Below are 26,585 nucleotides of genomic sequence, written 5' to 3'. Positions count from 1 at the left end.
CAGGGCCAGCAGGCCCAGGGCGGCTGGCAACACCAGCGACTGCCCGGAGCCCGCGGCCGCCGGGCGCTCCCGCGTGCCGAACCGCAGCAGCGCGGCGGACAGGCCGAACGACACGGCGTCGGCCAGCAGCAGCGTGCCGGGCGAGACCACGGTCAGCGCGATGCCGCTCACCGCGAAGCCGCCGATCTGCGCGACCTGCGCCACCACCCGCATCAGGCTGCGCCCCGGCACGTACGCGTCGCCCGGCAGCACCTGCGGCATCGTGGCGGCCCGCGCGCCGCCGAACACCGGCCGGATCAGCCCCAGCGCGAACCCGAGCGCCAGCAGCACCGCCGTCGGAGCGCCGGGCACCGCCATCGCCGCCGCCAGCACCGCCGAGATCAGGTTGCAGCCGACCAGCAGCCGCCGGTTCGGTACCCGGTCCACCAGCGCCGACAGCAACGTCCCCGCGACCAGCTGCGGCAGCATCGGCAGCGCGAACGTCACCGCGGCCAGCAGCGGCGAGTCGGACCGCAGGTAGACCAGCACGGTCAGGGCCAGCTGGGCCAGGACGCTCCCGGTCATCGACACAGTGTGCGCGGCGAAGATCGCGCGGAACTCGCCGATGGCCAGGGCGTCCCGGAAGCGACCGGCCTTCGCCGTCATGCCCCCACCACGGTCCGTCCCGCGTGGGTGCGCCTCATCCTGACCCGCAGCGCCAGCGGCTCCAGCACCGGACCGGCGACGGCGTCGGAGTCCTGCAGGTCGAGCCCCTCGATGTCGTAGTGGGCCGCGATGTGCGCGGTCCCCACGATGGCCTGGTAGATGCCCAGGTGCATGCCGAGGCAGACCCGCGGCCCGGCGCCGAAGGGGAAGTAGGTGAACCGGGGCTGCTGCGTGGGTTCGAGCCAGCGCTCGGGGCGGAACTCCTCCGCGTCCGGCCAGAACCGGGGGTCGCGGTGGATGAGGTACGGGCTGAAGCGCACGTCCATGCCGGGCCGCAGGGTGTAGCCGCCGAACGTGCAGGTCTTGCGCACCTTGCGCCCCATGAGCCAGGTCGGCGGATAGAGCCGCATGACCTCCTTCGTCACGGCGTCGGCGTACGGCAGGCTCCGCTCGTTGGCGAGGCCGCCGGAGTCGGCGATGACGGCCAGCGCCTCCTCCCGCAGCCGCTCCCGCACCTCCGGCCGCCGGGCCATCTCCCTGATCACCCACGCCATCGTCGCCCCCGGCGAGCCGAACGACGCGAGAATCATCGACGTCAGGAAGTTGATGGCCTCGTCCTCCGACGGCATGTCGGGATCGTCCGCCAGCAGCAGGTCGATCAGGTCATCCGGTGTTTCGTGCGGCGCGGCCTTGCGCTGCCGGAACTTCTCGGTGATGGCCGCGTTCACCCCGGCCTCGGCCCGCTGCACCCGTTTGATGGACGGCAGCGGCAGCCAGCTCGGGAAGGTCAGGCTCGAGTCCATGAACGGCAGCGCCAGCCCCGAACGCCGCTCCGCGGCATCGAAGACGGCCTCGTTGTCCAGGCCGAAACAGAACATCGCCGAGAGCTTGGCGCTGTAGCTCCGCATGAACGGCACCACGTGGAAGGCCCGGCCGGAGAGCGACGCGAGGCGTTCGTCGAGCAGGTCCGTCACCCGGTGCCCGTGGGATCTGACGACGTTCCTGGTCATGCCGTGCCAGGCGCGGCCCCGGGCCCGCATCCAGCCGTCCAGGTGGTCGCTCACCTCCTGGTCGGAATGCCGGGCCGGGAACAGCGACTCCTCGGTGAGATAGAGCTCGTTCGACTTCTTGAACAGCTCGCCGATCAGCTCGGGGTCCGCCACGAAGATGGTGGCCGGGCTGAAGGTGAAGATGTCGCCGTAATCGGCCTGGCAGCGCCGGAGAAATCCGATCCGGTCCCGGTCGTAGTCGTAGGAGTTGCCGACGGGCCAGCGTCCGCGCGGCCCCGGCGGCATTGTGTCGGCAGGCTTTCTCATCGCTCTGACCCTTTCGGTGGTGGCCGGCAATCGCGAACGCGGCCCACGCCGGCACGCGCCGGGGGGCTCGCACCGGCGCGGAAACCGCGGTCATTCACCTGGGGTATTCGCCCGCCCACCGGGCGGGCACCCGTTCTTTAGAAGTCGGCCCAGGGGTAGCGGCCGCCCATCCGGCCCTTGTTCAGGCCCAGCAGTGTGGCAGCGGTGTGCTTGGCGAATGCCATTCTCCGACACCTCCTTTCTGCGTGAGGACCGACGCGGCTTTATTCGCCCGGTCGCGAACCCCATTTGATTTCCCCGGTTACCGGGGCGCAAGGGCTCGCACGAAATGGCAGGCATCCGCACGGATCAGCACACTTTCATAAAGGAGCGGCGTTGTGTGGCTTTGGCACTGGTGGTGGCTTTGCCGGGCGCGGGTTTGGTGACGTCGCCTCAGCCGGCGACCTTGCCGAGGCCGCCGACGTATTGCCCAGTGCTGAGCGAAGCTCTCGCTTCTTCGAGACGGGTCACAGCGTCGGGGGCTTCTCCGGCGAGAAGAAGTCCGCGAGCGCCATAGCCAGTGCCTCTGGAGCCTCCTCCGCCATGTGGTGCCCCGAATCGATGCCGTGTCCCCGCACATCCCTCGCCCATCCTTGCCAGATCGCGAGGGGGTCGCCGTGAAGCTCCTCCAGATCGTCCCGGAGCGACCACAAGACCAGCAAGGGACACGCCACCCGCTTCCCGGCAGCGCGGTCGGCCTCCTCGTCGTGCCGATCCACGGTGAGGCCGGCTCGATAGTCCTCGAGCATGGCCCGCACCACCTCGGGACGGCGGGTGGCTGCGCGCCACTCGTCGTAGTTCTCCCGTCCCATCCTCGCCGGGTCGCCGTGATACCAGCTGTCCGGGTCGGCGTTGATGACACGCTCCGGGATCTCCGGCTGAGCGAAGAAGAACCAATGCCACCAGCTGGTCGCGAACTTGGCGTTCGCTCGCCTGAGGTGCTCACTGATCGGGATGCAGTCGAGCAGGGCAAGGCGTACGACGGCGGCCGGGTGATCGAGCGCGAGCCGCAAGGCCGCATAACTCCCGCGGTCGTGCCCCACCGCGGCGAATCGCTCGTGGCCCAGCGCCTGCATGAGACGCATCATGTCGCCCGCCATGGCGCGTTTGGAGTGGGCGGAGTGATCCGGACTCGGTGCCGGGCCGGACGACCTGCCGTAGCCGCGCAGGTCTGGGCACACCACCGTGAAGCCTTGCCGCACGAGGCGGGGCGCGACCTCGTGCCACGTGGCGGACGTGCGGGGATGCCCGTGTAGCAACAGGACGGGACATCCCTCGCCGCTATGGCGGACGTACAACGACGCGTCGCCTACATCGATGTTCTCGCTCACGAACCCTTCGAACATGCGGCTGGTGCTTCCCCGAAGCCCGGCCGATGAACGCTAGGCAGCCGCTTGATGATCGGCCGTTCGCGCCGTCACGCTGCGCCAGCCGAAGGCGACGGCGCCGGTCAGGAGCGCCACCCCGGACAGCACGCCGCTGACGAGCGGCACCCAGGCGACCGCGCCCGTCGGGGCCAGGAGCAGGCCGGCGACGCCGAGCACGGTGAGGACCACACCGGGTACGGCGATGCCCCGGTCCTTCCAGATCGGCGCCAGGGCGATGAAGTGCACGCCGACCACGAACGCGACCCAGGCCACGTTGGCCTGCCCGGGGAGCCCCCAGGCGGCCAGCACCCGGAGCCCGCCGAAGAGCAGGAGCGCCTCGGCGGCGACGACGATCAGGTAACCACGGCCGAACATGTTCCGCCGCGGTCCCCCGCCGGTGTGCTCTCTCCGGGCCGCGACGAACCACATGGCGATCACACTCGCGGCCGCCAGGCAGGCGGCCGCCCGCAGGACGTTCACGGTCAAGGTGTTCAGCGGGCTCTGCGCGTTGACGACGACGAAGACCGCGCCGAAGACCGCGCCGACCAGCAATCCAGTCATACGTTGCATGACGTTCATTGAAGTGCGCGCCGGATCCCGCCCGCAGGGGGGCTGGGACGAGGACGGGGTAGTCCTGGCCCTACCCCGCCGCCCTACCCCGCGGCACCGCGCAGGTAGGCGAGCACGGCCAGCACCCGCCGGTTGTCGTCGGCGGTCGCGGGCAGTTCGAGCTTGGCGAACACGCTGGCCACGTGCTTGCCGACGGCCGCCTCGGTGATCGACAGGGCGCGGGCGACGGCGCTGTTGGAGCGCCCTTCGGCGATCAGCGCGAGCACCTCGCGCTCCCGCTGGGTCAGCTGGTGCGCAGGCTCGGTGGTCTCCCTGGCCCTGGCCCAGGTCTGCTCGAACAGGTCGACGAGGATGGCGATCAGGCTCTGCTGCCTGATCACGAGAGCCCCCGGAGAGTAGGGGATGGGGGTGATCCGGACGAACGCCACCGCGCGGTCGAAGACGAGCAGTTGCTGGATCGGCTCGTCGATGACCCGGTGCAGGTCGCCGGTGGCGTGCAGCTCCCTGATCCGGGCCGCCTTACGGGGGTCGTCCAGGACGCTCGCGTGGACGATCGTGCGCATCGTCATGCCGCGCCGCAGGGCGTCCAGCACGCGGAGCCGGCTCTTCTGCTCCTCGCGGCCGTGCTCCGTCGAGCCCACCGGGTGCATGGCGCGCAGTTCGCGGGCCGTCGCGGCGGCCTGCGCGATCTGCTCCCGGACGAGCTCGTTGTCCTCCACCCGCTCGACGTCGACGGGGATGCCGCGTAGCTCGCCCACCACCTCCTCCAGCCGATGGGCAAGCTGGGCCAACGCCACGCTCTCGTTCACACGCCCCCTCATCCGTATGGGGACATTCTGACCGATCCCTTGGCGGCACTTGTGGCGGACGTTACAAGAGAGGTCCAAGTGAGTCCCAAGGCGGGCCGGGGAGCATGGTCCCTCTTCTGCGGAAAGAAAGGGACCCCCGATGAGAAGGACAGCGTTGCTGCTGGGTGCCGCGCTGCTCAGCAGCCTGCTGGCCGCCCCTCCGGCGCTCGCCGCCCCCGCCGTCAGTTCGGCCGCCCCCGCCGTCAGTTCGGCCGCCTCCGCGGTCAGGACGGCCGCGCCCGCGGTCAGGACGGCCAAGGTCAAGGCGAGCCCCGCCAAGCAGTCCGGCGCCTGCCCCACCACGGTCGGCTTCTCCGCCGTGGTCGCGGCCAAGGGCCGGGGAACCGTGCGTTACCGCTGGATACGCGGTGACGGCAGCAAGGGCGCCATCAAGAGCTTCCGCGTCAACGGCACGCGCAAGGTGGTCGTGACCGACCGCCAGACGTTCGACCGGACCACTTCCGGCTGGCAGGCCGTGGAGATCCTCGGCAGGAAGGGGCTGTCGGCCAAGGGCCGCTTCAGCGTCGCGTGCGCGGGCCCCGTCGTGGTGTGGGACGGCGCCCACCCGCTGCCCGCCGAGCCCGGCAGGCCGCTGGTCGCCGCGGCCGACGTCGAGGCGAGCCCGGCGACCTACCGCGGCGCCTGCCCCACGACGGTGGTGTTCACGGGCACCGTCCAGGTGTCGCGCACGCCCGCCAAGGTCGACTACCAGTGGATCGACAGCAGCGCGGGGGAGGGGCGGCCCGAGTCGCTGTACTTCGCGGCGGGCGGGCCCCGTACCCGGCAGGTGACGCTGCCGCTGTCCGTGGGCAGCTCCACCGGCGGCTGGAAGGCCATCCGCATCCTCAACGCCGGCGGCCGCGACTCCGGACGCGCCACCTACCAGGTGACCTGCTCCACCACACCCACGACGCCTCCGCCCACGACACCTCCGCCGACGACACCTCCGCCGACGACACCTCCGCCGACGTCGCCGCCTCCTACGACGCCTCCGCCCACCTCGCCTCCGCCTACGACGCCGCCTCCCACGACGCCGCCTCCCACGACGCCGCCTCCCACGACGCCGCCTCCCACGACGCCGCCTCCCACGACGCCTCCGCCCGCGCAGAAGCCGGTGCCGCAGATCGTCGACGTCACCCCCGGCGACTACGAGGGCAGCTGCCTGGAGCCCGTCTCGTACCAGGCCACCGGCCGCATCGCGCTCCCGGCCGGCCCGGCGCGCAAGGTCACGTACTGGTGGATCCTCGACGGTGTCAAGTGGACGCCGCAGACCGTCGACTTCCCCGCCGGCGACCAGCCCCGCACCCGTGACGTGTCCGCCACCTGGAGCCTCGACTCCGGCCGGAACGGCACCCACACGCTCGGCCTCGCGACCGAGGGCGGCCCCGGCGAGCCGGCCGAACGCGAGTTCTCCTTCGCCTGCGTCGACGAGGGCGGCGACGCCAAGCTGACCGTCGAGTACATGCTGACCTCCCACTTCACCGGCCAGTGCGACGGCTCGTTCAGCCTGATGGCGGACGCCATGGTCGTGACGGACCGCGAGGCCGACGTCAAGTACCGCCTGGTCGTCGACGGCAAGCCGGGCACGCTCAGGACCGCCAAGCTCAAGCCCGGTGTACGGAGCAGGATCGGCGACTTCTGGTACAGCAACGCCAGGTCCAGCGGCTCCGGCGTGGTCCGCCTGGAAGTCCTGAACCACAACAAGCCCGCCAAGCAGGAGCCCTACACCTGGACCTGCACGCAGCCCGACCCGTCGCCGGGCACGGTGCAGATCACCGAGATCGAGTCGGTCGGGTACTACGGGGACTGCGTCGCCGATCCGTACCTGACGGCCTTCGGCGAGTTCAAGGCGCCGGCGGGCACGGAGGTCAGCTACCACTGGGTCATCGACGGCCAGGCCGGGGAGACCTTCACCCACAAGATGCCGGAGAGCGGGGTCCTCGGCATCCAGGCGTTCAGCTGGAGCCGGCCGGCCAGGACCGACGGCACGATCAAGATCGAGGTCCTGAACCACAACAAGCCGACAGCGCAGACCACCTACCCCATCCGCTGCGAGAAATGACGACCCGTGCGTGCCGTCGTCCCGGCGGCGGCACGCACACCGACCGCGCCGACCGGGGCCCGCGAGTCGGTAGCAGGCCGTTTTCGGCCGCCATGAGCCAGTCTGGAAGACGGTAGCCCGCTAACAGAGGTGATCGTCGTGACTGACCTGTCCGGATTTCAGCATCCCCGCCTGGCCCGCGTGTACGTCCAGGCCTCCGCCGCAGCGGACCTGCGCGGCGGGCGGGAGCACCGGCAACGGCTCCTGGACGGGCTCGAGGGCCGGGTGATCGAGATCGGCGCCGGCAACGGCCGCAACTTCGCCCACTATCCCAAGACGGTCAGCGAAGTCGTCGCGGTCGAACCGGAGGACACCCTGCGCCGCTTCGCCGAAGCCGAGGCCGCCTCGGCGCCCGTGCCCGTGCGGGTCGTGGCCGGCCACGCCGAGGCTCTGCCGGGCGAAGCCGAGGCCTTCGACGCCGCGGTGGTCTCGCTCGTGCTGTGCAGCGTGCCCTCACCACCGGCGGCGCTGGCCGAGATCGCCCGGGTGCTCAGGCCGGGCGGTGAGCTGCGCTTCTACGAGCACGTACGATCGTCCAACCCGGCGCTCGGCCTGCTCCAGGACGCGATCACCCCGGTGTGGCGGCGCATGGCCGGAAGGTGCAGTCCCAACCGCGACACGCTCGCCGCGATCCGGCGGGCGGGCTTCGCCGTGGACGAGGTCGAGCGGTTCGCCTTCGCACCGCAGCCGCCCATCCCCGCCCTCGCGCACGTCCTCGGCCGGGCTCACCGGACCACGTAGAGCACCCCCGGTCAGGGGCGGACCGCGCCGAGCAGGCGGGTGCGCCAGTAGTCGTCCAGATCGACGACCTTGATGACGTCCCCGGTCTGCGGCGCGTGCACCATCTTCCCGTTGCCGGCGTACATGCCCATGTGTCCCAGCCCCTTGCTGAAGAGCAGGTCCCCGGGCTGCAACGCGTTCAGGGGGACGCGGCGGGCGGAGCCCCAGCTCCACTGCGTCCAGGTCGTACGGGGCAGCTCGACCCCCGCCTGCCGCCAGGCGGCCTGGGTCAGGCCGGAGCAGTCGTAGGAGCCCGGTCCCGTGCCGCCGAACCGGTACGGCTTGCCCACCTGCGCGAAGGCGAACTGCAGCGCCAGGCGGGCGTTGCCGGAGGCCGGACCCGTGTACTTGATGCCGGCGCTGTTGGGGTCGCCGGTCTTGAAGGCGCCCAGCCTGCGCAGCAGCTTGGTCTGCTCGGCGATCAGCTTCTCGATCTTGGACTTCTCGTCGCTGACCTTGTCGCGCGCGGCGTCGGACTCGGCCAGGGTGCTCTTGGCGTCGTTGCGCCGGTCGCGCAGCTCCTTGGTGGCCGCCTCGTAGGCGCGGACCTTGGCCGCCCGGGACTCGGCCATCTCCCGGAAGGAGGCCATGCTGTTCAGGATCGCCGTGGGATCGGCCTGGCCTGCGAGCCCCTCCCACCCCCTGATCGGGCCGAACTGGTAGTCGTTGACGGCCAGCCGGACGAGGTCGTCGCGCAGGGAGCCGGCTCGGGCGTCCTTGAGGCGGAGCTCGGTGTTGAGAGTGTCGTACTTCTTCTTGGCCTTCTTGTACGCCTCCGTGGCCTGGTTGTACCGCTCGACCACCTGGTCGGCCTGCTCGTTCAGCTTCACGAGCTTGGCTCTGGCCTTGGCCGGCGACGGCTCGGCCACGGCGGCGCCGGGAGTGACGGCCAGTGCGACCAGGGACAGGGCCGCGGCCGCCGCTGTTCGTCCAAGCCTTGTCGGCAGGGCCACTACGACGCCTCCTCGTAAATCTCCAGAACCTGGGGCGAAATAGTACAGAAGTGAAAGGGCTGTCTGGCCTGTTTGCGGCATCGAGAATCCGGAACGGCGGGTACTACCTGCGCTAGGGGACGATCACGCCGGTCCAAGAGGAGATACGCACGCAGTGCCTCCGGCGTTCAACGGGAGACTCATGCTGTTGGGACGTCTACTACTATGTCTTGTAGTTGTCCTGTTGTCCGGGTGAGCAGTGACGCCGCTGGCTATCCTGGCGCGAATACTAAGGTCGGCAGCTGTGAGGGGGGAGCGCGTGGCACGGCGGTTGCTCCTGCCCGGCCTTCCCTGGCTGCTGCCTCTGCTGATCGCGTTCGGCGTGGCCGGCATGCACACGCTGGGGCATCTCGGCTCTCACCATGGTGGCGCCGTCGTTCAAGGCTCGCACGTTCACGCCTCTCCCGTGGAGTCTTTCGGGATGGACCGGGGTGAGGTCGCGATCTGCTCGCGGGACGCGGCCGGGTTCGATCCGAGCGACGTGTGCCTGGCCGTGCTCACCTCGGTCATCGCGCTTCTGATCGCGGTCGTCTGGGCCGCCACGCTCTACTGGCGTGCGGGGATGGGCGGCTGGGGGTCCCCGGCGCGTACGGCGGCCAGAGCGCCGCCGCGCCGCCTGGCGCCGAACCCCGCGGTGCTCTCGGTGATGCGCATATAGGCCGAAATATCGGCGGACGGGCTGAAAAGTCCGGTTCGCGATGACGGCCTGCGTACCTCCATCACCGAAGGAAAAACACCATGTTCACGAATATGAGGATCCCGGCTGCCACCGCGGCGGCCGGAGCCGTGCTCGCGCTGGTCGCCGGCTGCGGCGGCACCGACAGCGGCTCGATGGGGCCGGACATGGCCGGCATGTCCAGCAGCGCACCCGCCGCGACGACAGCGAGCGCCTCGCCCGCGGCGGCGTTCAACGACGCGGACGTGATGTTCGCGCAGATGATGATCCCGCACCACCAGCAGGCGGTCGAGATGGCCGACCTGGCCGCGACCCGGGCCGCCGACAAGGAGGTCAAGGAGCTGGCCGCGAAGATCAAGGCCGCTCAGGACCCGGAGATCCAGACCATGCAGGGCTGGCTCACGGCGTGGGGCAAGCCGATGCCGTCCGAAGGCATGGACCACGGGATGGGCCATGACATGCCCGGCATGATGTCCGAGGACGACATGAAGAAGCTGGAGAAGGCCAAGGGCGGCGCGTTCGACCGGCAGTTCGCCGAGCTGATGATCGCCCATCACGAGGGTGCGATCCAGATGGCGCGTACCGAGCAGACGCAGGGCTCCAACGCCGAGGCCAAGGAGCTGGCCAAGACCATCGAGACCGCCCAGCAGGCCGAGGTCGCCCAGCTGCGGGAGATCCTCGACCGCCTCTAGGAGAGGGCCTTCAGGAGCCGGTGGCCCGCCGCACGGCGCGGCGGGCCCCGGGACCGACCGGCTACCGCCTCTGTGCGACGGCCGCGGCGAGGTTGGCCACCTCCGCGTCGTAGCCGCGGCGCGGGTCGATCGGCCGGCGGATCTCGGCGAACGGCGGCAGCTCCGCGTCGTCCAGCCGCACCGGGACGAAGCGGCCCGCCGACCCGTTGTAGACCTGGGTCAGCAGCGCCGCATACGCGTCCAGCTCGACGACTCCCGGCCCGACGGACCACTCGGGTCAGGCCGTGCGTCCGCTCCTCGCCCTGCTCCAGCTCCTTGTCCGGCGTCACGTCGCGCAGCACCATCAGCCGCAGCTGGTCCCCGTCGCCCCCCGGCCACGATGTCCGGCCCGTCCATGCTGGCCTTCGCCGGCTCGATCAGCGTGTGCCGGTCCGGCCGTGTCCGCCGGCGCAGGCGTCGGGGGCACCGTTCGGAGCTCGTGGGCGTTCGTCACGGGGTTGCCGGTCGTGGCGTCAGATTCATGCGGATCCCGTCCGCGGCCCACAGCACGAACCGTTCGACGGGGACGACGTCGTGTCCGGAGGCCGGCTGGAAGCGGAATCTCCTCAGAAGGATCGCCAGCACCAGTTCGGCCTCCACCATGGCCAGGCTCGCGCCTTCGCAGCTGCGCGGACCGAGGCCGAACGGGATGTAGGCGTAGCGAGGTCGGCCGGCGACCTGGTCGGGGGTGAAACGGCCAGGGTTGAACGTCTCGGGATCGGGCCAGTACCGCGGGTTCATGTGGACGGCCCAGAACGGATAGAAGATGGTCGTCCCGGTGGGGATCTCGTAGCCGGCCAGGACGAGATCCTCGGTGGTCTCGCGGGCCCCGTACGGACCCGGCGGATACAGGCGCATCGATTCCTTGAGCGCCATCTGGAGCCGGGTCAGCCGTTTGAGGTCGGCGTACTCGGGTGCGACACGATCGGACAGGACCTCGTCGATCTCCGCCGTGACCCGCTCGGCCTCGGCGGGGTGCCGGGAGAGCAGGTAGAGGGTCCACGAGACCGCCACGCCGGTCGTGTGGTGGGCGGCAAGCATGATCATCAACACGGTGTCCCGCACGCGGGCCGGGCTCATCCCCGCCGCGACCAACGCCGCGGCCAGGGCGTTGCCGTCCTGCTGGGCCGAGGCGAGCACGTCGTTCACGGTTGCGCGCAGGTAGGCCAAGGCCTCCTGGGCACGCTTCCGTCTCTGCTCCTCGGTTCCCGGGGCGGCCGGTTGGTACTGACGGCCCAGGTACTCCGTGAGCACGACCTCGAAGGCCGTCACGACCTTGTCCGGGTCGTGGACGCCGTTGCCGAGAGCGTACTGGCAGATCATCCGGAGCGACAGCGCGCTCAGGTCCCTCTGCAACTCGACCGGTCCCTCGCCGGCCTGTTTCGCCCACCGGTCCGCCAGCCGGCCGGCGAGCGCGGTCAAGCCGGGGAAGTGGGCCTCGTGGGAGCGGCGACCGGCCAGTACGGACAGGACCGCGCGGCGCCATGGCGTGTGCTCGTCCGCGGGAAGGGTCTGCAGGTTGCCGGCCTCACACAGCGGGGCCAGGAACTCGAACAGCGCTTCCGGCCGTTTGTTGACCCCGGCGGTGGCCTCGAGCAGCACCGGGTCCGCGATGGAGACCGCTGAGTCCGTGCCGGGCAGCTCGAAACGTACGACCGGCCCGTATTCGGCGTGCAGCCGCAGTTGGTAGGCATGCAGGCCGCCCGCGGTAGCGATGTCATGCAGCCCGCCGTCACCTCGTACGGGCGGTCCGGGGATCACCGACACGTCACCTCCATGGACATACGGATCTCTTCTACGTATCTCCCGTGAGCGGCTGCCTGGCAAGGTGCCGAGCACCCGCGGCAGCCTCCGGCGACCGTCACCGCCTCGGGTCCGACCCGCTCACCCGCAGGTGGTCGTTCAGTGATCAAGGATGAGGGCGGAGGCTCACAGCGGCAGCTCCAGCGTGACGGTCGTTCCGTTGCCGACCGATGAGGCGATGTCGTACCGCCCTCCCAACGCGGCGGCCCGGGCGTGAAGCTTGCTCCGGTCGATGACCTCGTGCGAGCCGAGCCCCGGCCCGTCGTCGCAGACGGTCAGCCTCAACGTGACCCCGGCGGTCAGCGCCATCGAGACGTACGTGGCCTGCTCGACGGCCGAGAACGCGTCGACCAGCACCGCGAAGGCGAGGAGGGCCGCTTCGTGGGGAACCGCACCCTCCGGCAACGCCCACACCTCCACCGGAATCCTCGCCTGCTTGCCCCAATCGGCCACGAACGCCTTCACCGACTCCCGCAGGCCCGTGACAGGCGATGGCCCAATGATCACATCCGGTACCACGGTCATGACACCCCCTCCTTACGACACCAGGGTCGTGGAGGGGTCTTGGAGCCGCATGGTGATGAGATGAGAGTCCCATGAATCGTGTCAGCGTCCTGCGTCCGGCTGGTTTGCGACGTCCTCTGGCAGGAGTGGGGCCGAAGCCGTCACGCACGTTGCAAAGGCGGGTGGTGGTGGCGTCCAGCCGCGCCAGGAGGCAGGAGAGAACCCCTTCGCGACGGAGCAGCACCACGGGACGCACAGGCGCCTGGCAGGCGCGGACCCATACGTCCCGTGGAGCAAGACTTCCGCGCGGTCAGTCGTTGTCCAGCGGCTCCAGCACGAACACCGGGATCTCCCGGTCCGTCTTCTTCTGATAGTCGGTGTACGGCGGATACGCCGCCACCGCACGCTCCCACCACTCGGCCTTCTCCGCGCCGGTCACCTCACGGGCCTTCATGTCCTGCTTGGCAGGGCCGTCCTGAAGTTCCACCTGGGGGTGGGCCTTGACGTTGAAGTACCAGACGGGGTGCTCGGGAGCGCCGCCCTGCGAGGCGACCACGGCGTATCGGCCTTCGTGCTCCACGCGCATCAGCGGCGTCTTGCGGATCTTGCTGCTCTTGGCACCCAGGGTGGTCAGCAAGATGACGGGCATTCCCGTGTCCCTCAGGGTCGTTCCCTTGGTGCCGCCGGAGCTCTCGTACAGCTCCACTTGCTCGCGCACCCACTGCGTCGGGCTGGGTTCGTACTCACCCGCAAGAGGCATGGCATCCATCCCTTGGTCGGTCAACTCACGTTCAGGACGCTCCAACACCCGGCTCGTGCGTTTTCATCCAAAACGCAGTCTTGGTTGTCAAGTGCTGGGGTGTGCGCTTGCACGATGGCCGAAGTACGGACACCCATGCGAAACGTGCTGCCGACAATGGGGTAGCGCACGGCCGCGTCGCCAAGGCGTGGATCGACCGGTGTCATGATGCCGAATGGCGTCACCCTCAACATCGCCCCCGGGCACGAGGTCCTTGACCACACCACGACCGACGTGGTGGATACGGTGACCCAGCCGGTCGACCTCTTGCTCAACCTCGCACCGATCGAGCCGCCGCAGCTCGCCGACCAGGCCGCTCTCGTGCGGTCCGGCGGGGCCGTGGTCAACACCACGGTGTGGACGCAGGCGCCGAGCGACGAAGGGCGCCAGGTGCGCGGGCTCAACGTCTTCGTCCGGAGCGACGCCAAGCAGCTCGCCGGCCTTGTGGCGGCGATCGACCGAGGCGAACTTCACATCGACATCAGCCGCCGTATCCAGCTCGAGGACCTCCCCGGGAAGTCGCCGCCGGTGCCGTGTCCGGCAAGGTCGTCGTCCTTGCGCCGACCGCCACTGGACTTGAATACGACGGCGCCCAGATCACGACGCGCTGGTATGGCAAGAACGACACCAACCCCGGCTCGGCCGTGCTGTTCTTCCACGGCGGCGGCACCACTCACCTCGCGCCGCCCCGCCGTACCCACCTGGGGTGAAGGCCGCTGCCCCTTTCAGGCGTACTTGGTCTGCCCCCTTTCAACGCCGCAGCCAGTGGATGTCCGCCATGGCTCGGCATGGCCGTCCCATGGCGGATATCAGGCCACGGCGGACAGCTTTTTGGAGCACCGCTGAGGGACTGGCGCCGATCCAGGCCGCCAGATCGGCTTGGGACAGCGGCGGCGCCAGGGGCGGATTCGGGTGAGCCGCCGTCTGCCGCGCGGCTCAATCGCCGCCCGGATTCGCTGGGCCGTCGCGGAGTACGCCGCGCACCGTGTCAAGCCGTACACCCGGGTCGAACTCCGTCAGCCACCAGGTCGCGCCGGCGGCGGCGTACGGCAGTGGGTCGACGTCGGAGGGCAGGCTGATGGCGATGTCGTACGAGGCCATCTCGCCATGTCGCAGTTCGGTGAGGGTGGCGACGACCTCGGCGAGCTGGTCCGGGTGCTCCAGATTGATCGGAAAGAAGCCGTCGAGCCGGGCGGCCCGGCGGATCGGCTTGACGTTGCCGGGGAATCCGGCGGCCCACACCGGCACGCCGGGCCGCTGAACCGGCCGCGGCAGGAACGTGATGTCGTCGACGGTGTAGTGCTCGCCGCGATGGCGCACCGGCTCGCCGGACCACGCGCCGGCCAGGATCGCCAAGGACTCGTCGAGCATCCGCCCGCGCTGCCGGTCGTCGAGCTGCTCGCCGGTCTTGGACAGCTCGCCGCCGAACCGGTCGCTTCCGAGTCCGACGCCGAGGGTGAGACGGCCGTCGCTCAGCTGATCCAGTGTCGCGGTCTCCCGCGCCACTTTGGCCGGCCGCCGGCGGGCGAGCGTCGACACCATCGGGCCGAGCCGCAGCCGCTCGGTCGCGGTCGCGATCGCCGCCAGCGCGATCCACGAGTCGGCGACCTGCTGGACCGGCGCCCGCCAGGACAGGTGATCCCACACGAAGCAGCCGTCCCACCCGGCTTCCTCCGCTTCGGCGGCCAGGTTCGCCACCGCCCGCGGGTCGGCGAGCTCGTCGAAGAGCGGCAGCCAGAGTGCCGATCGCAGCCGGTTCACGGGCGCTCTCCTTCGGAAACTGAAAGGATCTCTGCAATCGTGATGTCCCAGAGCTCCGGCGGCGGCATCTGGTGCCCCATGCCTTCGAGCGGGACGAGCCGTGCTCCCGGGATCTCCCGTGCCAGCGCCTCGCCGTGCCCGTACGGGAGCAGCGGGTCCGCGGTGCCGTGCAACACCAGCGTGGGCACCGCGATCTCACCGAGGCGGGCGCGGACGGGCTCGCCGCCGGCGAGCTGCCAGTGGTTCTGCGCCGACGCCGGGGACGGGCTGCGGTCCCAGACGCGGCCGACGACGCGGCGCAGCCGCTCCTCGTCGACGGGGAGGGTGCCCGCGAAGGTGCGCTCGCCGTCGATGTAGTACGCGATGACGGCCTCGCGGTCGGACCAGTCGGGCGCCTCGTCGCCGCCCTCGGCGAACCGCTTCGCCAGCTCGGCGCTCATCGGCGGCAGGTCGGGCTGATCCGGGCCGCCGGGCCCGCCCGGGCTGGTGGCGATGAGCGTCAGGGAGGCGACCCGGCCGGGGTGGTGCACGGCCAGGTGCTGGGCGATGCCGCCGCCCATGGAGACGCCGACGATGTGCGCGGCCGCGATGCCGAGTTCATCGAGCAGGCCGACGGCGTCGTCGAGCAGGGCGTCGCTTCCGTACGGTGGTGCGCCGGGCGGGAAGGTTGTGGAGCGGCCGGTGTCCCGGGTGTCGTACCGGATGACGTGCCGCCCGCCGGCGGCGAGGCGCTCGCAGAACTCATCGTCCCACCACTCCATCGACGCCTCGGCGCCGCCGATGAGCAGCAGGGCGGGTGCGGCAGGGTCGCCGAATGTCTGAGCGCAGAGCTCTACGCCGGTGATTTTGAGGAGTCGCTCGGGGTGATCTTGATGACCGTTCATGTCCGGCACGCTAAGCCTCGCGGCCCCATCGCGAAAAGCCATGATTTCCGATTGAATCAATCGCCTACAGCGATATATTCAGCTGCCGCTGAGCCCTTTCACGCGACGAGAGTCGCGCTCTCCCGCGACTCGTCCGATGTCACATCTGGCCGGCCAGCTCAGTGGCGGCTTCGACGGCGATGTCGATGGCTCGGGCCGCGAGGGGCGACTGGGTGCGCCCGGCCGGCCAGTACAGGTACCACGTGCAGGCGGGCGACGGTCGCAGTCGGTGGATGCTGAGCCGGTCGTCGGACCAGACATCGGATCCCTGGAGGGCGAGCCAGGGCAACACCGCTGAGCCCAGGCCCACCCGTACCATCGACACGACGGTGTCGTGGCCGGCCGTTCGGAACACGATCCGCGGCCGGGCGCCCGCGCCGGCGAGCTCCCGTTCCAGCAATCTTTGGTGGACGGTGGGCGGCCAGGCGACCATGGGAGCGTCGTCGAGCAGCTTCACCGGCACCGGACCATCGGGGAACGCACCTGCGCCGGCCACCAGGAGGTACGGCTCGTCGAGCAGCTCGACGTGCTCGACGTCGCCGTCGATCCGATCGTAGTGGAACAACAGGTCAAGATCTCCGATCCTCGGATCCTCCGGTCCCACCTCCGACAGCCGGATGTCGCAGCCGGGGTGCTCGCTCAGCAGCCGGCGCACGACGGCCGGCAGGATCAGCTTGGTCGCGCCCTGGAAGGTGCCGATGTCGATCCGGCCGTTACCCGCCTTGAAGCGATCGACGGCGTCGGCCAGCGCCTCCGACTTCGTGAGGAGATCGCGCCCGTGGGCCAGGACCACCTCGCCGAGAGGAGTGGTCCGTACCGGCCTGGGGCCTCCGGGCCGGTCGAAGACGGCGCCACCGACGGCCTTCTCCAGCGCGGCGATCTGCTGGCTCACCGACGACTGGGTGTAGCCGAGGCGAACCGCCGCTCGGCCGAACGTTCCCTCCTCGGCGATGGCGGCCATCGTCCTCAGGTGGCGCAGCTCAACATCAGCCATAACGTCAGACTATCGCTAATCGCGATTGATTTGATCGAAAGTAATCGCTTTTCTTGATGTACTAGGTGATCCTAGTGTCACCGGCATGACGACCTACGACACACCCGCTCCGACCGCGATACCGCTGGGCCGCCGACTGTCCCGCCTGCGATTGGACCTGCCTGGCCTGGTCTGGTCCCTGGCGGCGACTCATTTCGTGAGCCGCGCCGGCGGAGTCGCACAGTCGTTCCTCGTGCTCTATCTGACGCAGGAGCAAGGGCTGACGCCGACGACCGCGGGCGCGGTGGTGGCGGCGACGGGAGCCGGAGGCATCGGATCCCAGGTGCTCGGCGGCTGGCTGGGTGACCGGATCGGACGGCGCCACACCATGCTGGTGGGGTTCCTGGGAACCGCCGTGACGCTTGTCGCGCTCGGCTCGGCCGACACGATCCCGGTGATCTGGGCGGCGGCACTCGGTGTCGGGCTGATGGCGGACCTGTTCCGCCCGGTTGGGTCGGCTGTGGTGGCCGACCTCCATCCGAGCCAGCGGGTCCGGGCCTTCGGGTTGCTGTTCTGGGCGGCCAACCTCGGCTTCTCCATCGCCACGATCACCGCGGGGGTCCTGGCCCAGTATGGGTACGGACTCCTGTTCTGGATCAATGCCACGGCCTCGATCATCGCGGCGCTGATCGTCTGGCGCCGGATTCCCGAGACCCGGCCGGCGACACCGAATCAGCCCCGCCGAGCGCTGCTGCCGGTGCTCCTGCGCGACCGGCTGATGATCGTCATGGTGTTGATCTACGTCGCCTATTTCACCCTGTTCCTGCAGACGTTCGCGACGCTGCCGCTCGTCATGACGGCAGATGGTCACGGCCCCGCGACCTACGGCGCGGTGCTGGCTCTGAACGGGATCGTCATCGTGGTGGGCCAACCACTGGCGGTACGGCTGCTTGTCGGTCGCGACCCCAGCTCGGTGCTGGCCGTGTCCATGCTCCTGGCTGGCGCCGGTGTCGGTTTGGGCACCGTCGTAGAGAGTGGTGTCGGCTACGCGGGATCGGTCCTGGTCTGGACCCTCGGCCAGATCGGCATCGCCGTGATGTTCGGCGCCACCTTTGCCGACCTCGCACCCGCGGACCTGCGCGGCAGGTACATGGGCATCGCCTCCGCCACCTGGAGTGTCGGTGCCGTGTTCGGCCCGCTGGCCGGCACCGTACTACTCGACCATGCCGGACGAACGGCTCTGGCAGCGGCATGCGCGATCACCGGGATCGCTCTCTTCGCCGCCCAGCAGGCGCTCGGCCCGGCACTCCGCCGCCGAAGCGGACGCTGACCCACGCCCGTCTGTCCGCTGTGAACTCGGCCATCAGCATCAACAGGCTCACGCGGTTCTCGCCCAGGTGGGTCAGCGCCGAGTGTCGCAGCTCGTCCAGGTCCCAGCCGGTGCCCGGCCCGCCGAGGGCGGTGTGGGCGTCCAGCAGCGCGCGCACCCGGTGTTGGGACAGCACCTTGCCCGGCCCCGGGCGACGGTGGGTGAGGAACACCAGGCCCTCGGTGCGGTCCTTGAGCAGGCGCGGCAGCAGCCCGGCGGGCGTTCCAGGTGTTGACCGCCGCACCGCCCCACAGCAGCTCCAGCGCCTCGCCGATCTCCTCATCAGCCACTGACGCCAGCGGCCACGCCGTTCCTTTGCCGCAGAAACAGGGTCGCCTCACGTACCGTCCGGCGGGCGTCGCCGCAGGTCGCGATCCACGATGCCGCAGATAACAGGCCGTTATCCACGCCAAGACTTCAAGATTCTTCGGGGCCGGCCCTCCCGGCCTTCTGGCCAGGCACGACCGGGCTTAGCGCAGGAACATCTCGCAGAGATGTTCCTCAATCCCCGTGGCCACGCGAACGCGCGAGCGCCCAGCGCTGTGCGACGGGCACCTGCATGGTATGTTGAATAAACGTTTACTCAATGAGGTGGGTAATGTCCAGGACGCGAAGTGAGCAGGCGGTATGGCGCCGGGAGCAACTGCTGGACGCGGCCTTGCGCGTGTTCGCCGACAAGGGCGTGGACGGGGCCACGGTCAAGGATGTGGCTGAGGCCGCCGAGGTGACACCTGGCCTGCTCTATCGCTACTTCGACAGCAAAGAGGCGATGGTGGAGACGCTCCTGTCGGAGCGGGGCTTCCTGCCCCGCCTGCGGGAGCTGCGGACGGAGCAGAACGACTCGCGGCCGGCTCCCGAGGTGCTGACCGAGCTGCTGAAGGCGTTCGACCGGCTGCTGGCCGACAACGCCGAGCTGATGGCCGTGTTCTTCAGCGCCGCCCAGGCCCGCGGACCGCTGGCGGCGCTGGCTGGTGAGGGCCAGCGGCTCATCGGCGACTTCCTGCTCGAACGCATCGACGCCGGCGAGCTGCGCCCGCACGACACGGTCACGGCCGCCAGGACCCTGTTCGCCACCGTCGCCGTCAACCGGCGGCTGGGCACCCCCATCGACATCGCGGCCCTGGTCGGGCTGCTGTTTCCGGAAGAAGGATGAGATGCGCGCACAGTGCTGTGTCGTCGGGGGCGGCCCCGCGGGCATGATGGCCGGGCTGCTGCTGGCCCGTCAGGGCGTGGAGGTGACCGTGCTGGAAAAACACGCGGACTTCCTGCGCGACTTCCGCGGCGACACCGTCCACCCCTCCACCCTCGAACTGATCGCCGAACTGGGCTGGATCGAGGAGTTCCTGAACCTCCCGCACACCAAGATGCCGCAGGTGGCGGTCAACATGGGCGGCCGAGACGTCACCTTCGCCGACTTCAGCCGGCTGAACGTGCGCTGCCCCTACATCGCGTTCATGCCGCAGTGGGATGTGCTGGACTTCCTGGCCGGCAAGGCCACGGCCTACCCCTCCTTCCGCCTCCTGCGCCGCGCCCAGGCCACGGAACTTCTCACCGATCAGGGACGGGTGACCGGCGTCCTGGCCGACACCGCCGAGGGCCCCGTGGAGGTGCGGGCCGACCTGGTGATCGGCGCCGACGGCCGCCACTCCACCGTACGGGCCCGCGCCGGCCTCACTCCCGTGAGCGCCTCGCCACCCATGGACGTGCTGTGGTTCCACCTGCCTCGCCACCCACAGGACCAAGTGCCCTTCTTCCAAGGAGGCAAGGGGGCGCTGATCTCCATCGACCGTGGTGACTACTGGCAGATGGCCTATGCAATCCCGGCGGCCGCCTTCGACGAGCTCAAGACCGCCGGGCTGCCGGCGTTCCGGAACCGGGTGGCGCACCTGGCCCCCGCCCTGCGCGACCGCGTGGACCAGATCCACGACTGGGAGGCGGTGCACCACCTGAGCGTCCGGGTGGACCGGCTGCCACGCTGGCACCGGCCGGGACTGCTGTGTATCGGTGATGCCGCCCACGCCATGTCGCCCGCGGGCGGCGTGGGTATCAACCTGGCCGTGCAGGACGCGGTGGCCACCGCCAACCTGCTGGGCCCGCTTCTCGCCCGAGGCGGCGAACCACAAGACACCGATCTGGCCCGGGTGCAGTCCCGCAGAGAACGCGCCGCGAGGATCACGCAGGCCTTCCAGCTCGGCATCCTGCGCGACCTCTATCCCAAGGACCTGGGCGACGACACGACCCGGCATGTGCCTCCGATCTTCACGGCGTTCCGGACGCTGCCACCGCTGCGCCACCTCCTGGGTCGTTTCATCGGTATGGGCGTCCGTCCGGAGCACATCGCCGCATGACCGACACCATCCCCTTCCGCGCCCTCGCGTGCACAAGGAGCAGAGGCAGTTCATGTGGTGGAGGGCCGCGCTGTGAAATCGAACGGGATCCGCGCGGGCCGCGTTCGGAGGCAGGGAAAGGCTCGGCCCGCTGATCAGCGGGAACTTCGTTAACGCCGGATCCCGTTCCAAATCCCTCTGACCCCGACGATGCCACCACGGCGCACATCCTGCGCCATACACTCGCCACCACGCTGGTCCGCAGCAAGACCGACCTGGTCCTGGTCGCCGAGATTCTTGGCCACGCCCGCCTGGAGACCACCCGGCGTTACAGCTTGCCGTCCGACAAGGACAAGGAAGACGCCCTCAAGCTCGGATCGAACGCCACAAAATACTTGGAGGAGCGATCAACGAGCCCTACAAGATCGCCGCAGAAAGTTCGCGTCGTTTCACTGAGACGAAGCCGGGCAGGGAGGCGCGCTCACCGATCCGTGAAGTTGTGGGTCTTGAACGGCATCGCCCGGCGATTGCGTGAGAAGGCTGATCGCCTCGATCGCGGAGCCGAGTCGCAGCGTTTTTCCAGCAAGCCAATGGATCGGACGCGGTGGCTGATATTCGAGCTTCACAGGATGCTGCCGCAGATGCCGGCGAACTCGTGCCTGTAACGGCCCTCGTCGAGCCGGGCCCGGCGGGTAACTCGGCACGCCCTCACTTCCGGCCGCCGCGCCCTCGTGGCTGCCGGCATCTGCCGCAGCGATAGTCGATCCAACACCTCTACGCGCAGGTAGAGCGCTCATTCGAGGCATGTTAGGCGCCTGCCGGGTAGGGGATTCGGTCAGCTGCGCCGCAGCTCAGGGGTCTCGAAGGTATCTCCTGTGGCGCTGTCTGCGAGGGGGTGAGATGGCGAGAACCGTCGGTGTGGAAGAGGAATTTCTGCTGTTGGAAGCGGGCTCTGCAGAGCCCGCCCCGCTGGTGGGGAAGGTCCTCAGCAGGGCAGGTGAGCATCCGTGGCGGCGTAACGGCGGCGGCTTGCACAGGGAGCTGTTCCAGACGCAGGTCGAGGCGGCCACCGGGACTTGCACGACGCTCGCCGAACTGCGCACCCACTTGCATGCCGCCCGCGTTCTGCTGGCGGCCGCCGGTCGCGACGAGGGGCTGGAGTTGGTGTCGGTGGGTACGCCGATGCTGGCCGGTGCTGCGCCGGCCTTGTCGGAGGGCGAGCGGTTCACACGGATCGGGGAGATGTACGCAGGTGTGATCGCCGACTACCAGAGCTGCGGGTGCCACGTGCACGTCGGCGTGGCGGATCGTGAGACGGCCGTCGCCGTGATGAACCACCTGCGTCCCTGGCTGCCCACGCTGCTGGCACTGTCGGTCAACTCGCCGTTCGACCGGGGGCGCGACACCGGGTACGCGAGCTGGCGGATGGTGCAGCAATCGCGCTTCCCCGGTTCGGGGGTGCCGCCGTGGTTCGACTCGGCCGCCGCATATGAGCGGCAGGTGGATCGCCTGGTCGACTGCGGCGTACTGGTGGATGAGGGCATGTCGTTCTGGCTGGCCAGGCCGGGCGTCGGGTTGCCGACCGTGGAGGTACGCGCCGCTGACGCGGCCGGTACGACCGACGAGGCGGTGCTGCAAGCGGCGCTGACCAGGGGCCTGGTCAGCACGGCAGAGGCCGCTCTGCGGGCGGGGCGGGAGGCGCCGAGGGTGCACGAGCAGGTGTGCGCCGCGGCGGTGTGGAACGCGGCGCGCTACGGGTTGGACGGGCCGGGGGTCGACGCGCTCGAGGAGCGCGCCGTGCCCGCCGTGCAGCTGCTTGGCCAGCTTGTCGGGTATGTGAGCGGCGCCCTGGCCGACAGCGGCGACCTGGCCGAGGTCGAGGATCTGGTGGTCCGGGTACGGCGGGCGGGCACGGGCGCCGAGCGGCAGCGCCGCGCCGCCGTGAGAGGGCCGGGGGCGGTGCTGGAGATGCTGAGCAGTCAGACCGTGTGGGAGCAGCGGCCGCGGACGTACAGGGAGAGCGCATGAAGGAGCCGAAACTACCCCGAGCCCGTGGGCCGCTGTCTGCAGGGGTGATTTCGGCGCTGACATTCGGAGAACCGGCGCCGCGCGTGGGCAGGGCCGACCCTCTCGGGGACGACCTGCAGCTCGCGCTGTATCTCTGCTACGAGCTGCACTATCGCGGGTTTGCCGGCGTCAGTGGCGAGCGGGAGTGGGATCCTGAGCTGTTGCGGATGCGTGGCGAGCTGGAGGGGTTGTTCCTGGAGGCGCTCAAGGGCGGGACCGCCGGGGGCGACGACGTGACCGCGGTGCTGGAGGAGCTGCTGGTCGAGCCGATCGACGCGCAGGGGGTTTCGCACCATCTGCGCGACGATGGCGAGTTGTGGCAGGTGCGGGAGTACATCGTCCATCGGTCGATCTACCACCTCAAGGAGGCCGACCCGCACGCCTGGGCCATTCCCCGGCTGCAGGGCAAGGCGAAGGCCTCGCTGGTGGCGGTGGAGTTCGACGAGTTCGGCGGCGGGCGGGCCGAGCGCATGCACGCCCAGTTGTTCGCCGACCTGATGGACGAGCTCGGACTCGACTCCTCCTACGGGGCCTACCTGGAGATGGCGCCCGCCGAGATGCTGGCGGTCGTGAACATGATGTCGCTGTTCGGCCTGCATCGCAGCCTGCGCGGAGCACTGGTCGGGCACTTCGCGGCGGCCGAGATCACCACCGCGCCCAGCGCCAGGCGGATGGCGCAGGGCTTGACCCGGCTGGGCGTCGATCCGCTGTTCTTCACCGAGCACATCGAGGCCGACGCCGTCCACGAGCAGGTGCTGCGACGTGACGTCATCGGTGACCTGCTGCATCGGGAGCCCGGGCTGGCAGCCGACGTGGTCTTCGGCGTGCAGGCGACGGACTGGCTGGAGGGGCGGTTCGGCGAGTTGGTGCTGGGCCGTTGGCGGTCCGGCCGCAGTTCGCTGCTGTTTCCGGTATCCGATTTACGGTAGGTGGTGGCGATGTTCCTGCTGAGACCGCCAGGCGTTTACCGGCCACAGGGGGATACGGCGCTGTTGGCCGCCGCGTTCCGGCTGATCCATCTCCCGCGGGGAGCCAGGGTGCTCGACGTGGGCACCGGAACCGGTGTGATCGCCGTGGTCGCCGCGCAGCGGGACGGCGTCCGGGTGACCGCCGTCGACCGGTCGCTGCGCGCGGTGCTGGCCGCCAGGTTCAACACGCTGATCCGGGGGCTCGAGGTACGGGTGGTGCACGGCGACCTGTTCGCGCCGCTGGCTGGGGAGGTGTTCGACCTCATCGTGACGAATCCTCCTTACGTACCGGGTAATGCCGTGCCGCCGCCCGCCCACGGCAGGGCGCGGGCCTGGGACGGAGGGCTGGATGGGCGCGGGATTCTCGACCGCATCTGCTCGCTGGCACCCGCGCACCTGGCGGATGGCGGATCGCTGCTGATGGTGCATTCGGCGCTCAACGGTGTCGAGGCGTCGTTGCGCCGGCTTGGCGAGGCGGGGCTGACCGCGTCGGTGGTGGCCAGGCAACAGGAGCGTTTCGGACCTGTCATGCGGGCGAGGGAGGAGAGCCTCAGGGCCCGGGGGCTGCTGCAACCGGGGGACAACGACGAGGAACTGGTGGTCATCCGTGCAGACAAATCCGAATGCGCCACGGGGCGGCACGCAGCCTGAGGCGCGCAGAGTCACGATGGTGCCCGGCGGGCCCATGCTGGTCGAGGGGCCGGTCGAGGTCTATCTGGAAGACGGCTCGGTGGTCACGTCCGACCGGTTCCTGGTGGCGTTGTGCGTCTGCAGACGCAGCCGCAGGTTTCCGTTCTGCGACACCAGCCATCGACGCCGCACCCTGTGAGTGCCAGAAACTTGGCCAGCGCTGTTGACCTGCGGTTCGGCACTCGAGCGTGCGCTCGGCATCATGGGCTGGCGGCTGACCGACCATCTGCATGCCGACCTGCCGCTGGACGTGCTGGAGATGGCGATCTGGCGCAGGGACCTCAAAGACCATCCGCACCGCACGCTCACGAAGTTCGTCGGGGTATTTCCTGGGGCTGGCATCGCGTGAGAATCTCCCTTCCGCCGGCACGATCATGCTGGCTTCAGGGCCTTCAACCAACCTGGAACGGTTCAGGTCGCTGACCATGCAGCGGCCCTCCATCAGAAGGCGGACACGTAGGTCCTCAAGGTCTCGGCAGTGATGAACAGTTTCGCGGCGATCCCGCAGCGGACAGGGCGATGGCGATCCGTTCGAGGGCCTCCAAGCTCGGTGCCCTTCGCGTGTCGTCTCGGGCTCGTAGGGGATGGCAGCGGTGGCGGTCAGGCCTGGGAGAGTGGCAGGCCTTGATGGTTGAGGTAGGCCACGATGCGGTAGGTGTCGTCTGCGTCCCGGTGGAGCAGGTACGACGATGACAGGTGGACGTGTTCGCCGCCGGCGGTGCGAGGTGCGGTCCATTCGGTGCGGACGAGCACGTACCGGTCGTCGAGATGCTGGTGGGTCAGGGTGTCGAGGGCGGCCGGGCCAATGCCCGCATCGGCGAACATCTGCGCGCGTCTGGGCAGGGCCTGCAGGAACGCGGCGCGGGGCACGGGCCGGGCGCCGCCGGCGTCCCCGGCCAGGAACACTTCGGCGAAGCAGCCCGCCAAAGTGTCCACATCCAGACCGTCGCCTGCCTGGGCGAAGACGTCGAAGAAGCGGCGGAGCTCGTCAGCGTGGGAGGTGGCCTCGGACATGGGATGGATCCTCTCCTGTTGGAGGTTCGGTGTGACACGTAGGTCGAGAAGGGGCGCTGACAGCGTTGTAGGCATGGCGAGGCCGCGGCGGTGTACGGAAGTTCGGCCGGTTCAGGTCGTGCTGGGGACGGTGGCACGGACCAAGCGGCACAGATCGCCGGAGCGCAGCGCGTCCGAACGCCGCCACAGCGCGGGAACGAGGCAATCGGCCTGCCGCAGGTGCTCGACCGCCTCCAGCCCTTGCCGTTCGAGCAGGCCCGAGAGCTCTTCGGGAGTAAAGAGAGACAGCCATGGCTCGCCTCGCTCGGCAGCGGCGGGCAGCAGGAGCCGGGCGTAGGCGTTGCCTCGATCGTCACGCAGAGCGGCCGGCACGGCGTACTCCATCACCAGTTCGCTGCCGGGCGCCATGCGACCCACGGCGGCCAACGTAGCGGCGATCGCCTCGTGGGTGAGGTACATGGTCACGCCGAGCCAGGTGACCAGGGCGGGCTTGCCGGGGTCGAACCCCGCTTTGTGAAGGGCGTCCATCAGATCGTCGGACTCGAAGTCCACCGGCGCGAAGGCCAGCCCATCGGGCACAGCGATGCCGGCCGCGGCCATCGCGTCGCGTTTGCCCTGCTGGGTGATGGGATGGTCGACCTCGATCACGCGGACTGGCCGGGCAGCCGGGGCACGGCGGCAGGCGAAGGTGTCGAGCCCGGCGCCCAGCACCACGTACTGCTCCAGGCCGTTGCGGAACAGCTCTGTGGCGCGGCGCTCGGCGTAGTGGCCGCGGGCGGTGGCCTGGGCGCGTGCCCCTGCGAGTACGGGGTGATCGCCGTGCGCTTGGTGGTAGCCGATCAGTTCCTCGGCCCGGTCGCCGAGCAGGGAGGCGGCCAGGGTGTCGCAGAGGATGAACGGCTCGCTGTCCACGACAAGGTGGGCGGCACGGGCGGCCGCGGCCATGATGGCAGTCTGACTGGGATGCGAGTTGCGCATGGAGGGGCGTTCCCTTTCTTCCTCGCCGGGAACACCGATGCTAAATGCAATTCACAAATATGTATAACCATCATAGCAATTGGAAGTTAATTTAAAATAATGAGCCCATAACGATATCGAACCATTCTTCTGGCTGTTCTGTATTGTCGTGGCTGGGATCAGCCCCGTCGTCGTTTCGTTCTGTGCCGACGCGTGCCGTGCTGTATCGCGTACACGCGAGCAACCACCGAGCAGCCATCGCCTGGTCGGTTGCGTCCACAGGCAGGATGGCTCGCAGCGGACCTCGGATGCGATGCATGGTCTGCCTGACGTGCATGGACGTGATTTTCGGCAGGCGCAGGGCA

Annotated in this window: 28 protein-coding genes and 2 pseudogenes; 14 read left to right on the top strand and 16 right to left on the bottom strand. The window is 69.5% G+C overall.

All coding sequences use genetic code 11. The annotated features are described in order from the left end of the window. The 5 genes and pseudogenes from ACWEPL_RS57915 to ACWEPL_RS57895 all read right to left on the bottom strand — a co-directional run. Positions 1 to 645, bottom strand: a pseudogene (locus tag ACWEPL_RS57915) (MFS transporter); the annotation flags it as partial. After that, a complete protein-coding gene (locus tag ACWEPL_RS57910) occupies positions 642 to 1,961 on the bottom strand; it encodes a cytochrome P450 (RefSeq protein WP_363969328.1) in 1,320 nt (439 codons plus the stop codon). The gene ACWEPL_RS57910 and the pseudogene ACWEPL_RS57915, both read right to left, overlap by 4 nt. 506 nt (positions 1,962 to 2,467) lie before the next feature. Further along, complete coding sequence (locus ACWEPL_RS57905; protein ID WP_452441716.1) at positions 2,468 to 3,346, bottom strand: alpha/beta fold hydrolase; 879 nt, start codon at positions 3,344 to 3,346, stop codon at positions 2,468 to 2,470. Positions 3,347 to 3,382: 36 nt separating this feature from the next. Next, entirely contained in the window at positions 3,383 to 3,928 is a 546-nt protein-coding gene (locus tag ACWEPL_RS57900) for a hypothetical protein (protein WP_363969324.1), read from the bottom strand. 92 nt (positions 3,929 to 4,020) lie between these two features. Further along, the gene (locus tag ACWEPL_RS57895) at positions 4,021 to 4,746 is read right to left on the bottom strand and encodes a LuxR C-terminal-related transcriptional regulator (protein WP_452441715.1); all 726 of its coding nucleotides are present in this window, start codon (positions 4,744 to 4,746) and stop codon (positions 4,021 to 4,023) included. A 139-nt stretch (positions 4,747 to 4,885) separates the two neighbouring features. On the opposite strand from ACWEPL_RS57895, the gene ACWEPL_RS57890 reads away from it, so the two are divergent. Together ACWEPL_RS57890 and ACWEPL_RS57885 are read left to right on the top strand one after the other, a co-directional pair. Next, positions 4,886 to 6,847, top strand: coding sequence for a hypothetical protein (locus tag ACWEPL_RS57890; RefSeq protein ID WP_452441714.1), 1,962 nt, complete (start codon positions 4,886 to 4,888; stop codon positions 6,845 to 6,847). Between the two features lie 138 nt (positions 6,848 to 6,985). Then, complete coding sequence (locus ACWEPL_RS57885) at positions 6,986 to 7,627, top strand: class I SAM-dependent methyltransferase (RefSeq protein WP_449904612.1); 642 nt, start codon at positions 6,986 to 6,988, stop codon at positions 7,625 to 7,627. An 11-nt stretch (positions 7,628 to 7,638) separates the two neighbouring features. On the opposite strand, the gene ACWEPL_RS57880 is transcribed toward ACWEPL_RS57885, so the two are convergent. After that, a complete protein-coding gene (locus tag ACWEPL_RS57880) occupies positions 7,639 to 8,619 on the bottom strand; it encodes a C40 family peptidase (RefSeq protein ID WP_363969316.1) in 981 nt (326 codons plus the stop codon). Between the two features lie 298 nt (positions 8,620 to 8,917). Between ACWEPL_RS57880 and ACWEPL_RS57875 the strand changes: the two genes are divergently transcribed. Next, positions 8,918 to 9,316 (top strand): hypothetical protein, encoded by a 399-nt coding sequence (locus ACWEPL_RS57875; protein ID WP_364256253.1) that lies wholly within the window; start codon positions 8,918 to 8,920, stop codon positions 9,314 to 9,316. A gap of 92 nt (positions 9,317 to 9,408) precedes the next feature. After that, complete coding sequence (locus ACWEPL_RS57870; protein WP_452441713.1) at positions 9,409 to 10,026, top strand: DUF305 domain-containing protein; 618 nt, start codon at positions 9,409 to 9,411, stop codon at positions 10,024 to 10,026. Positions 10,027 to 10,515: 489 nt separating this feature from the next. On the opposite strand, the gene ACWEPL_RS57865 is transcribed toward ACWEPL_RS57870, so the two are convergent. From ACWEPL_RS57865 to ACWEPL_RS57855, 3 genes are all read right to left on the bottom strand, one after another. Further along, positions 10,516 to 11,832 (bottom strand): cytochrome P450, encoded by a 1,317-nt coding sequence (locus tag ACWEPL_RS57865; RefSeq protein WP_452441712.1) that lies wholly within the window; start codon positions 11,830 to 11,832, stop codon positions 10,516 to 10,518. Positions 11,833 to 11,994: 162 nt separating this feature from the next. Continuing rightward, positions 11,995 to 12,393: a sensor histidine kinase gene (locus ACWEPL_RS57860; protein WP_363969307.1), complete on the bottom strand. Its 399-nt coding sequence runs from the start codon at positions 12,391 to 12,393 to the stop codon at positions 11,995 to 11,997. A 289-nt stretch (positions 12,394 to 12,682) separates the two neighbouring features. Then, complete coding sequence (locus ACWEPL_RS57855; RefSeq protein WP_363969305.1) at positions 12,683 to 13,132, bottom strand: nitroreductase family deazaflavin-dependent oxidoreductase; 450 nt, start codon at positions 13,130 to 13,132, stop codon at positions 12,683 to 12,685. Between the two features lie 204 nt (positions 13,133 to 13,336). On the opposite strand from ACWEPL_RS57855, the gene ACWEPL_RS57850 reads away from it, so the two are divergent. Beyond that, positions 13,337 to 14,017 carry a zinc-binding dehydrogenase gene (locus ACWEPL_RS57850; RefSeq protein WP_452441711.1) on the top strand — a complete coding sequence of 227 codons (681 nt, stop codon included), beginning with the start codon at positions 13,337 to 13,339 and terminating at the stop codon, positions 14,015 to 14,017. Positions 14,018 to 14,107: 90 nt separating this feature from the next. Here ACWEPL_RS57850 and ACWEPL_RS57845 read toward each other — a convergent pair whose 3' ends face one another. From ACWEPL_RS57845 to ACWEPL_RS57835, 3 genes are all read right to left on the bottom strand, one after another. Continuing rightward, positions 14,108 to 14,932 (bottom strand): LLM class flavin-dependent oxidoreductase, encoded by an 825-nt coding sequence (locus ACWEPL_RS57845; protein ID WP_452441710.1) that lies wholly within the window; start codon positions 14,930 to 14,932, stop codon positions 14,108 to 14,110. After that, positions 14,929 to 15,816 carry an alpha/beta fold hydrolase gene (locus ACWEPL_RS57840; RefSeq protein WP_452441709.1) on the bottom strand — a complete coding sequence of 296 codons (888 nt, stop codon included), beginning with the start codon at positions 15,814 to 15,816 and terminating at the stop codon, positions 14,929 to 14,931. Before ACWEPL_RS57840 ends, ACWEPL_RS57845 begins: the two co-directional genes overlap by 4 nt. 139 nt (positions 15,817 to 15,955) lie before the next feature. Continuing rightward, positions 15,956 to 16,849: a LysR family transcriptional regulator gene (locus ACWEPL_RS57835; protein ID WP_452441708.1), complete on the bottom strand. Its 894-nt coding sequence runs from the start codon at positions 16,847 to 16,849 to the stop codon at positions 15,956 to 15,958. An 85-nt stretch (positions 16,850 to 16,934) separates the two neighbouring features. Here ACWEPL_RS57835 and ACWEPL_RS57830 point away from each other — a divergent pair, with 85 nt between their 5' ends. After that, positions 16,935 to 18,158, top strand: a complete 1,224-nt coding sequence (locus ACWEPL_RS57830; protein ID WP_452441707.1) for an MFS transporter — start codon at positions 16,935 to 16,937, stop codon at positions 18,156 to 18,158. Here the strand turns inward: ACWEPL_RS57830 and ACWEPL_RS57825 are convergent. After that, positions 18,088 to 18,441 (bottom strand): hypothetical protein, encoded by a 354-nt coding sequence (locus ACWEPL_RS57825; protein WP_452441706.1) that lies wholly within the window; start codon positions 18,439 to 18,441, stop codon positions 18,088 to 18,090. The two genes, ACWEPL_RS57830 and ACWEPL_RS57825, sit on opposite strands and share 71 nt — an antisense overlap. Positions 18,442 to 18,795: 354 nt before the next feature. Between ACWEPL_RS57825 and ACWEPL_RS57820 the strand changes: the two genes are divergently transcribed. From ACWEPL_RS57820 to ACWEPL_RS57785, 8 genes and pseudogenes are all read left to right on the top strand, one after another. Then, positions 18,796 to 19,350 (top strand): TetR/AcrR family transcriptional regulator, encoded by a 555-nt coding sequence (locus tag ACWEPL_RS57820; protein WP_363969292.1) that lies wholly within the window; start codon positions 18,796 to 18,798, stop codon positions 19,348 to 19,350. 1 nt (position 19,351) lies between these two features. Beyond that, on the top strand, positions 19,352 to 20,545 hold the full coding sequence (locus tag ACWEPL_RS57815) for an FAD-dependent oxidoreductase (RefSeq protein ID WP_452441705.1): 1,194 nt from the start codon (positions 19,352 to 19,354) through the stop codon (positions 20,543 to 20,545). A 200-nt stretch (positions 20,546 to 20,745) separates the two neighbouring features. Next, positions 20,746 to 21,189 (top strand): annotated as a pseudogene (locus tag ACWEPL_RS57810) (tyrosine-type recombinase/integrase); the annotation flags it as partial. Between the two features lie 235 nt (positions 21,190 to 21,424). Further along, positions 21,425 to 22,552 carry a carboxylate-amine ligase gene (locus ACWEPL_RS57805; RefSeq protein ID WP_452441704.1) on the top strand — a complete coding sequence of 376 codons (1,128 nt, stop codon included), beginning with the start codon at positions 21,425 to 21,427 and terminating at the stop codon, positions 22,550 to 22,552. A gap of 83 nt (positions 22,553 to 22,635) precedes the next feature. Continuing rightward, entirely contained in the window at positions 22,636 to 23,520 is an 885-nt protein-coding gene (locus tag ACWEPL_RS57800) for an iron-containing redox enzyme family protein (RefSeq protein ID WP_452441703.1), read from the top strand. Positions 23,521 to 23,529: 9 nt separating this feature from the next. Continuing rightward, complete coding sequence (locus ACWEPL_RS57795; RefSeq protein ID WP_452441702.1) at positions 23,530 to 24,210, top strand: HemK2/MTQ2 family protein methyltransferase; 681 nt, start codon at positions 23,530 to 23,532, stop codon at positions 24,208 to 24,210. 34 nt (positions 24,211 to 24,244) lie between these two features. Then, on the top strand, positions 24,245 to 24,388 hold the full coding sequence (locus ACWEPL_RS57790; protein ID WP_452441701.1) for a CDGSH iron-sulfur domain-containing protein: 144 nt from the start codon (positions 24,245 to 24,247) through the stop codon (positions 24,386 to 24,388). Between the two features lie 63 nt (positions 24,389 to 24,451). Then, positions 24,452 to 24,598, top strand: coding sequence for a hypothetical protein (locus ACWEPL_RS57785; RefSeq protein WP_452441700.1), 147 nt, complete (start codon positions 24,452 to 24,454; stop codon positions 24,596 to 24,598). 251 nt (positions 24,599 to 24,849) lie between these two features. On the opposite strand, the gene ACWEPL_RS57780 is transcribed toward ACWEPL_RS57785, so the two are convergent. The 3 genes from ACWEPL_RS57780 to ACWEPL_RS57770 form a co-directional block, all read right to left on the bottom strand. Further along, positions 24,850 to 25,263: a hypothetical protein gene (locus tag ACWEPL_RS57780; RefSeq protein WP_452441699.1), complete on the bottom strand. Its 414-nt coding sequence runs from the start codon at positions 25,261 to 25,263 to the stop codon at positions 24,850 to 24,852. A gap of 111 nt (positions 25,264 to 25,374) precedes the next feature. After that, positions 25,375 to 26,208 (bottom strand): class I SAM-dependent methyltransferase, encoded by an 834-nt coding sequence (locus tag ACWEPL_RS57775; protein WP_452441698.1) that lies wholly within the window; start codon positions 26,206 to 26,208, stop codon positions 25,375 to 25,377. A gap of 124 nt (positions 26,209 to 26,332) precedes the next feature. Then, positions 26,333 to 26,585, bottom strand: a 253-nt coding sequence (locus tag ACWEPL_RS57770; protein ID WP_452441697.1) for a hypothetical protein, incomplete at its 5' end; no start/stop codon positions are given.

It is taken from the genome of Nonomuraea sp. NPDC004186, from assembly GCF_053603495.1.
The sequence above is the reverse complement of the archived record's forward strand: the minus strand, read 5'-3'. Positions and strand labels throughout refer to the sequence as shown.

Coding starts and splice junctions, on each gene's coding strand:
- ACWEPL_RS57910 (WP_363969328.1), bottom strand. CDS start 1,961: ATGAGAAAGCCTGCCGACACAATGCCGCCGGGGCCGCGCGGACGCTGG.
- ACWEPL_RS57905 (WP_452441716.1), bottom strand. CDS start 3,346: ATGTTCGAAGGGTTCGTGAGCGAGAACATCGATGTAGGCGACGCGTCG.
- ACWEPL_RS57900 (WP_363969324.1), bottom strand. CDS start 3,928: ATGACTGGATTGCTGGTCGGCGCGGTCTTCGGCGCGGTCTTCGTCGTC.
- ACWEPL_RS57890 (WP_452441714.1), top strand. CDS start 4,886: ATGAGAAGGACAGCGTTGCTGCTGGGTGCCGCGCTGCTCAGCAGCCTG.
- ACWEPL_RS57870 (WP_452441713.1), top strand. CDS start 9,409: ATGAGGATCCCGGCTGCCACCGCGGCGGCCGGAGCCGTGCTCGCGCTG.
- ACWEPL_RS57860 (WP_363969307.1), bottom strand. CDS start 12,393: ATGACCGTGGTACCGGATGTGATCATTGGGCCATCGCCTGTCACGGGC.
- ACWEPL_RS57855 (WP_363969305.1), bottom strand. CDS start 13,132: ATGCCTCTTGCGGGTGAGTACGAACCCAGCCCGACGCAGTGGGTGCGC.
- ACWEPL_RS57850 (WP_452441711.1), top strand. CDS start 13,337: ATGATGCCGAATGGCGTCACCCTCAACATCGCCCCCGGGCACGAGGTC.
- ACWEPL_RS57840 (WP_452441709.1), bottom strand. CDS start 15,816: ATGAACGGTCATCAAGATCACCCCGAGCGACTCCTCAAAATCACCGGC.
- ACWEPL_RS57835 (WP_452441708.1), bottom strand. CDS start 16,849: ATGGCTGATGTTGAGCTGCGCCACCTGAGGACGATGGCCGCCATCGCC.
- ACWEPL_RS57830 (WP_452441707.1), top strand. CDS start 16,935: ATGACGACCTACGACACACCCGCTCCGACCGCGATACCGCTGGGCCGC.
- ACWEPL_RS57820 (WP_363969292.1), top strand. CDS start 18,796: ATGTCCAGGACGCGAAGTGAGCAGGCGGTATGGCGCCGGGAGCAACTG.
- ACWEPL_RS57815 (WP_452441705.1), top strand. CDS start 19,352: ATGCGCGCACAGTGCTGTGTCGTCGGGGGCGGCCCCGCGGGCATGATG.
- ACWEPL_RS57805 (WP_452441704.1), top strand. CDS start 21,425: ATGGCGAGAACCGTCGGTGTGGAAGAGGAATTTCTGCTGTTGGAAGCG.
- ACWEPL_RS57795 (WP_452441702.1), top strand. CDS start 23,530: ATGTTCCTGCTGAGACCGCCAGGCGTTTACCGGCCACAGGGGGATACG.
- ACWEPL_RS57790 (WP_452441701.1), top strand. CDS start 24,245: ATGCTGGTCGAGGGGCCGGTCGAGGTCTATCTGGAAGACGGCTCGGTG.
- ACWEPL_RS57785 (WP_452441700.1), top strand. CDS start 24,452: ATGGGCTGGCGGCTGACCGACCATCTGCATGCCGACCTGCCGCTGGAC.
- ACWEPL_RS57780 (WP_452441699.1), bottom strand. CDS start 25,263: ATGTCCGAGGCCACCTCCCACGCTGACGAGCTCCGCCGCTTCTTCGAC.
- ACWEPL_RS57775 (WP_452441698.1), bottom strand. CDS start 26,208: ATGGCCGCGGCCGCCCGTGCCGCCCACCTTGTCGTGGACAGCGAGCCG.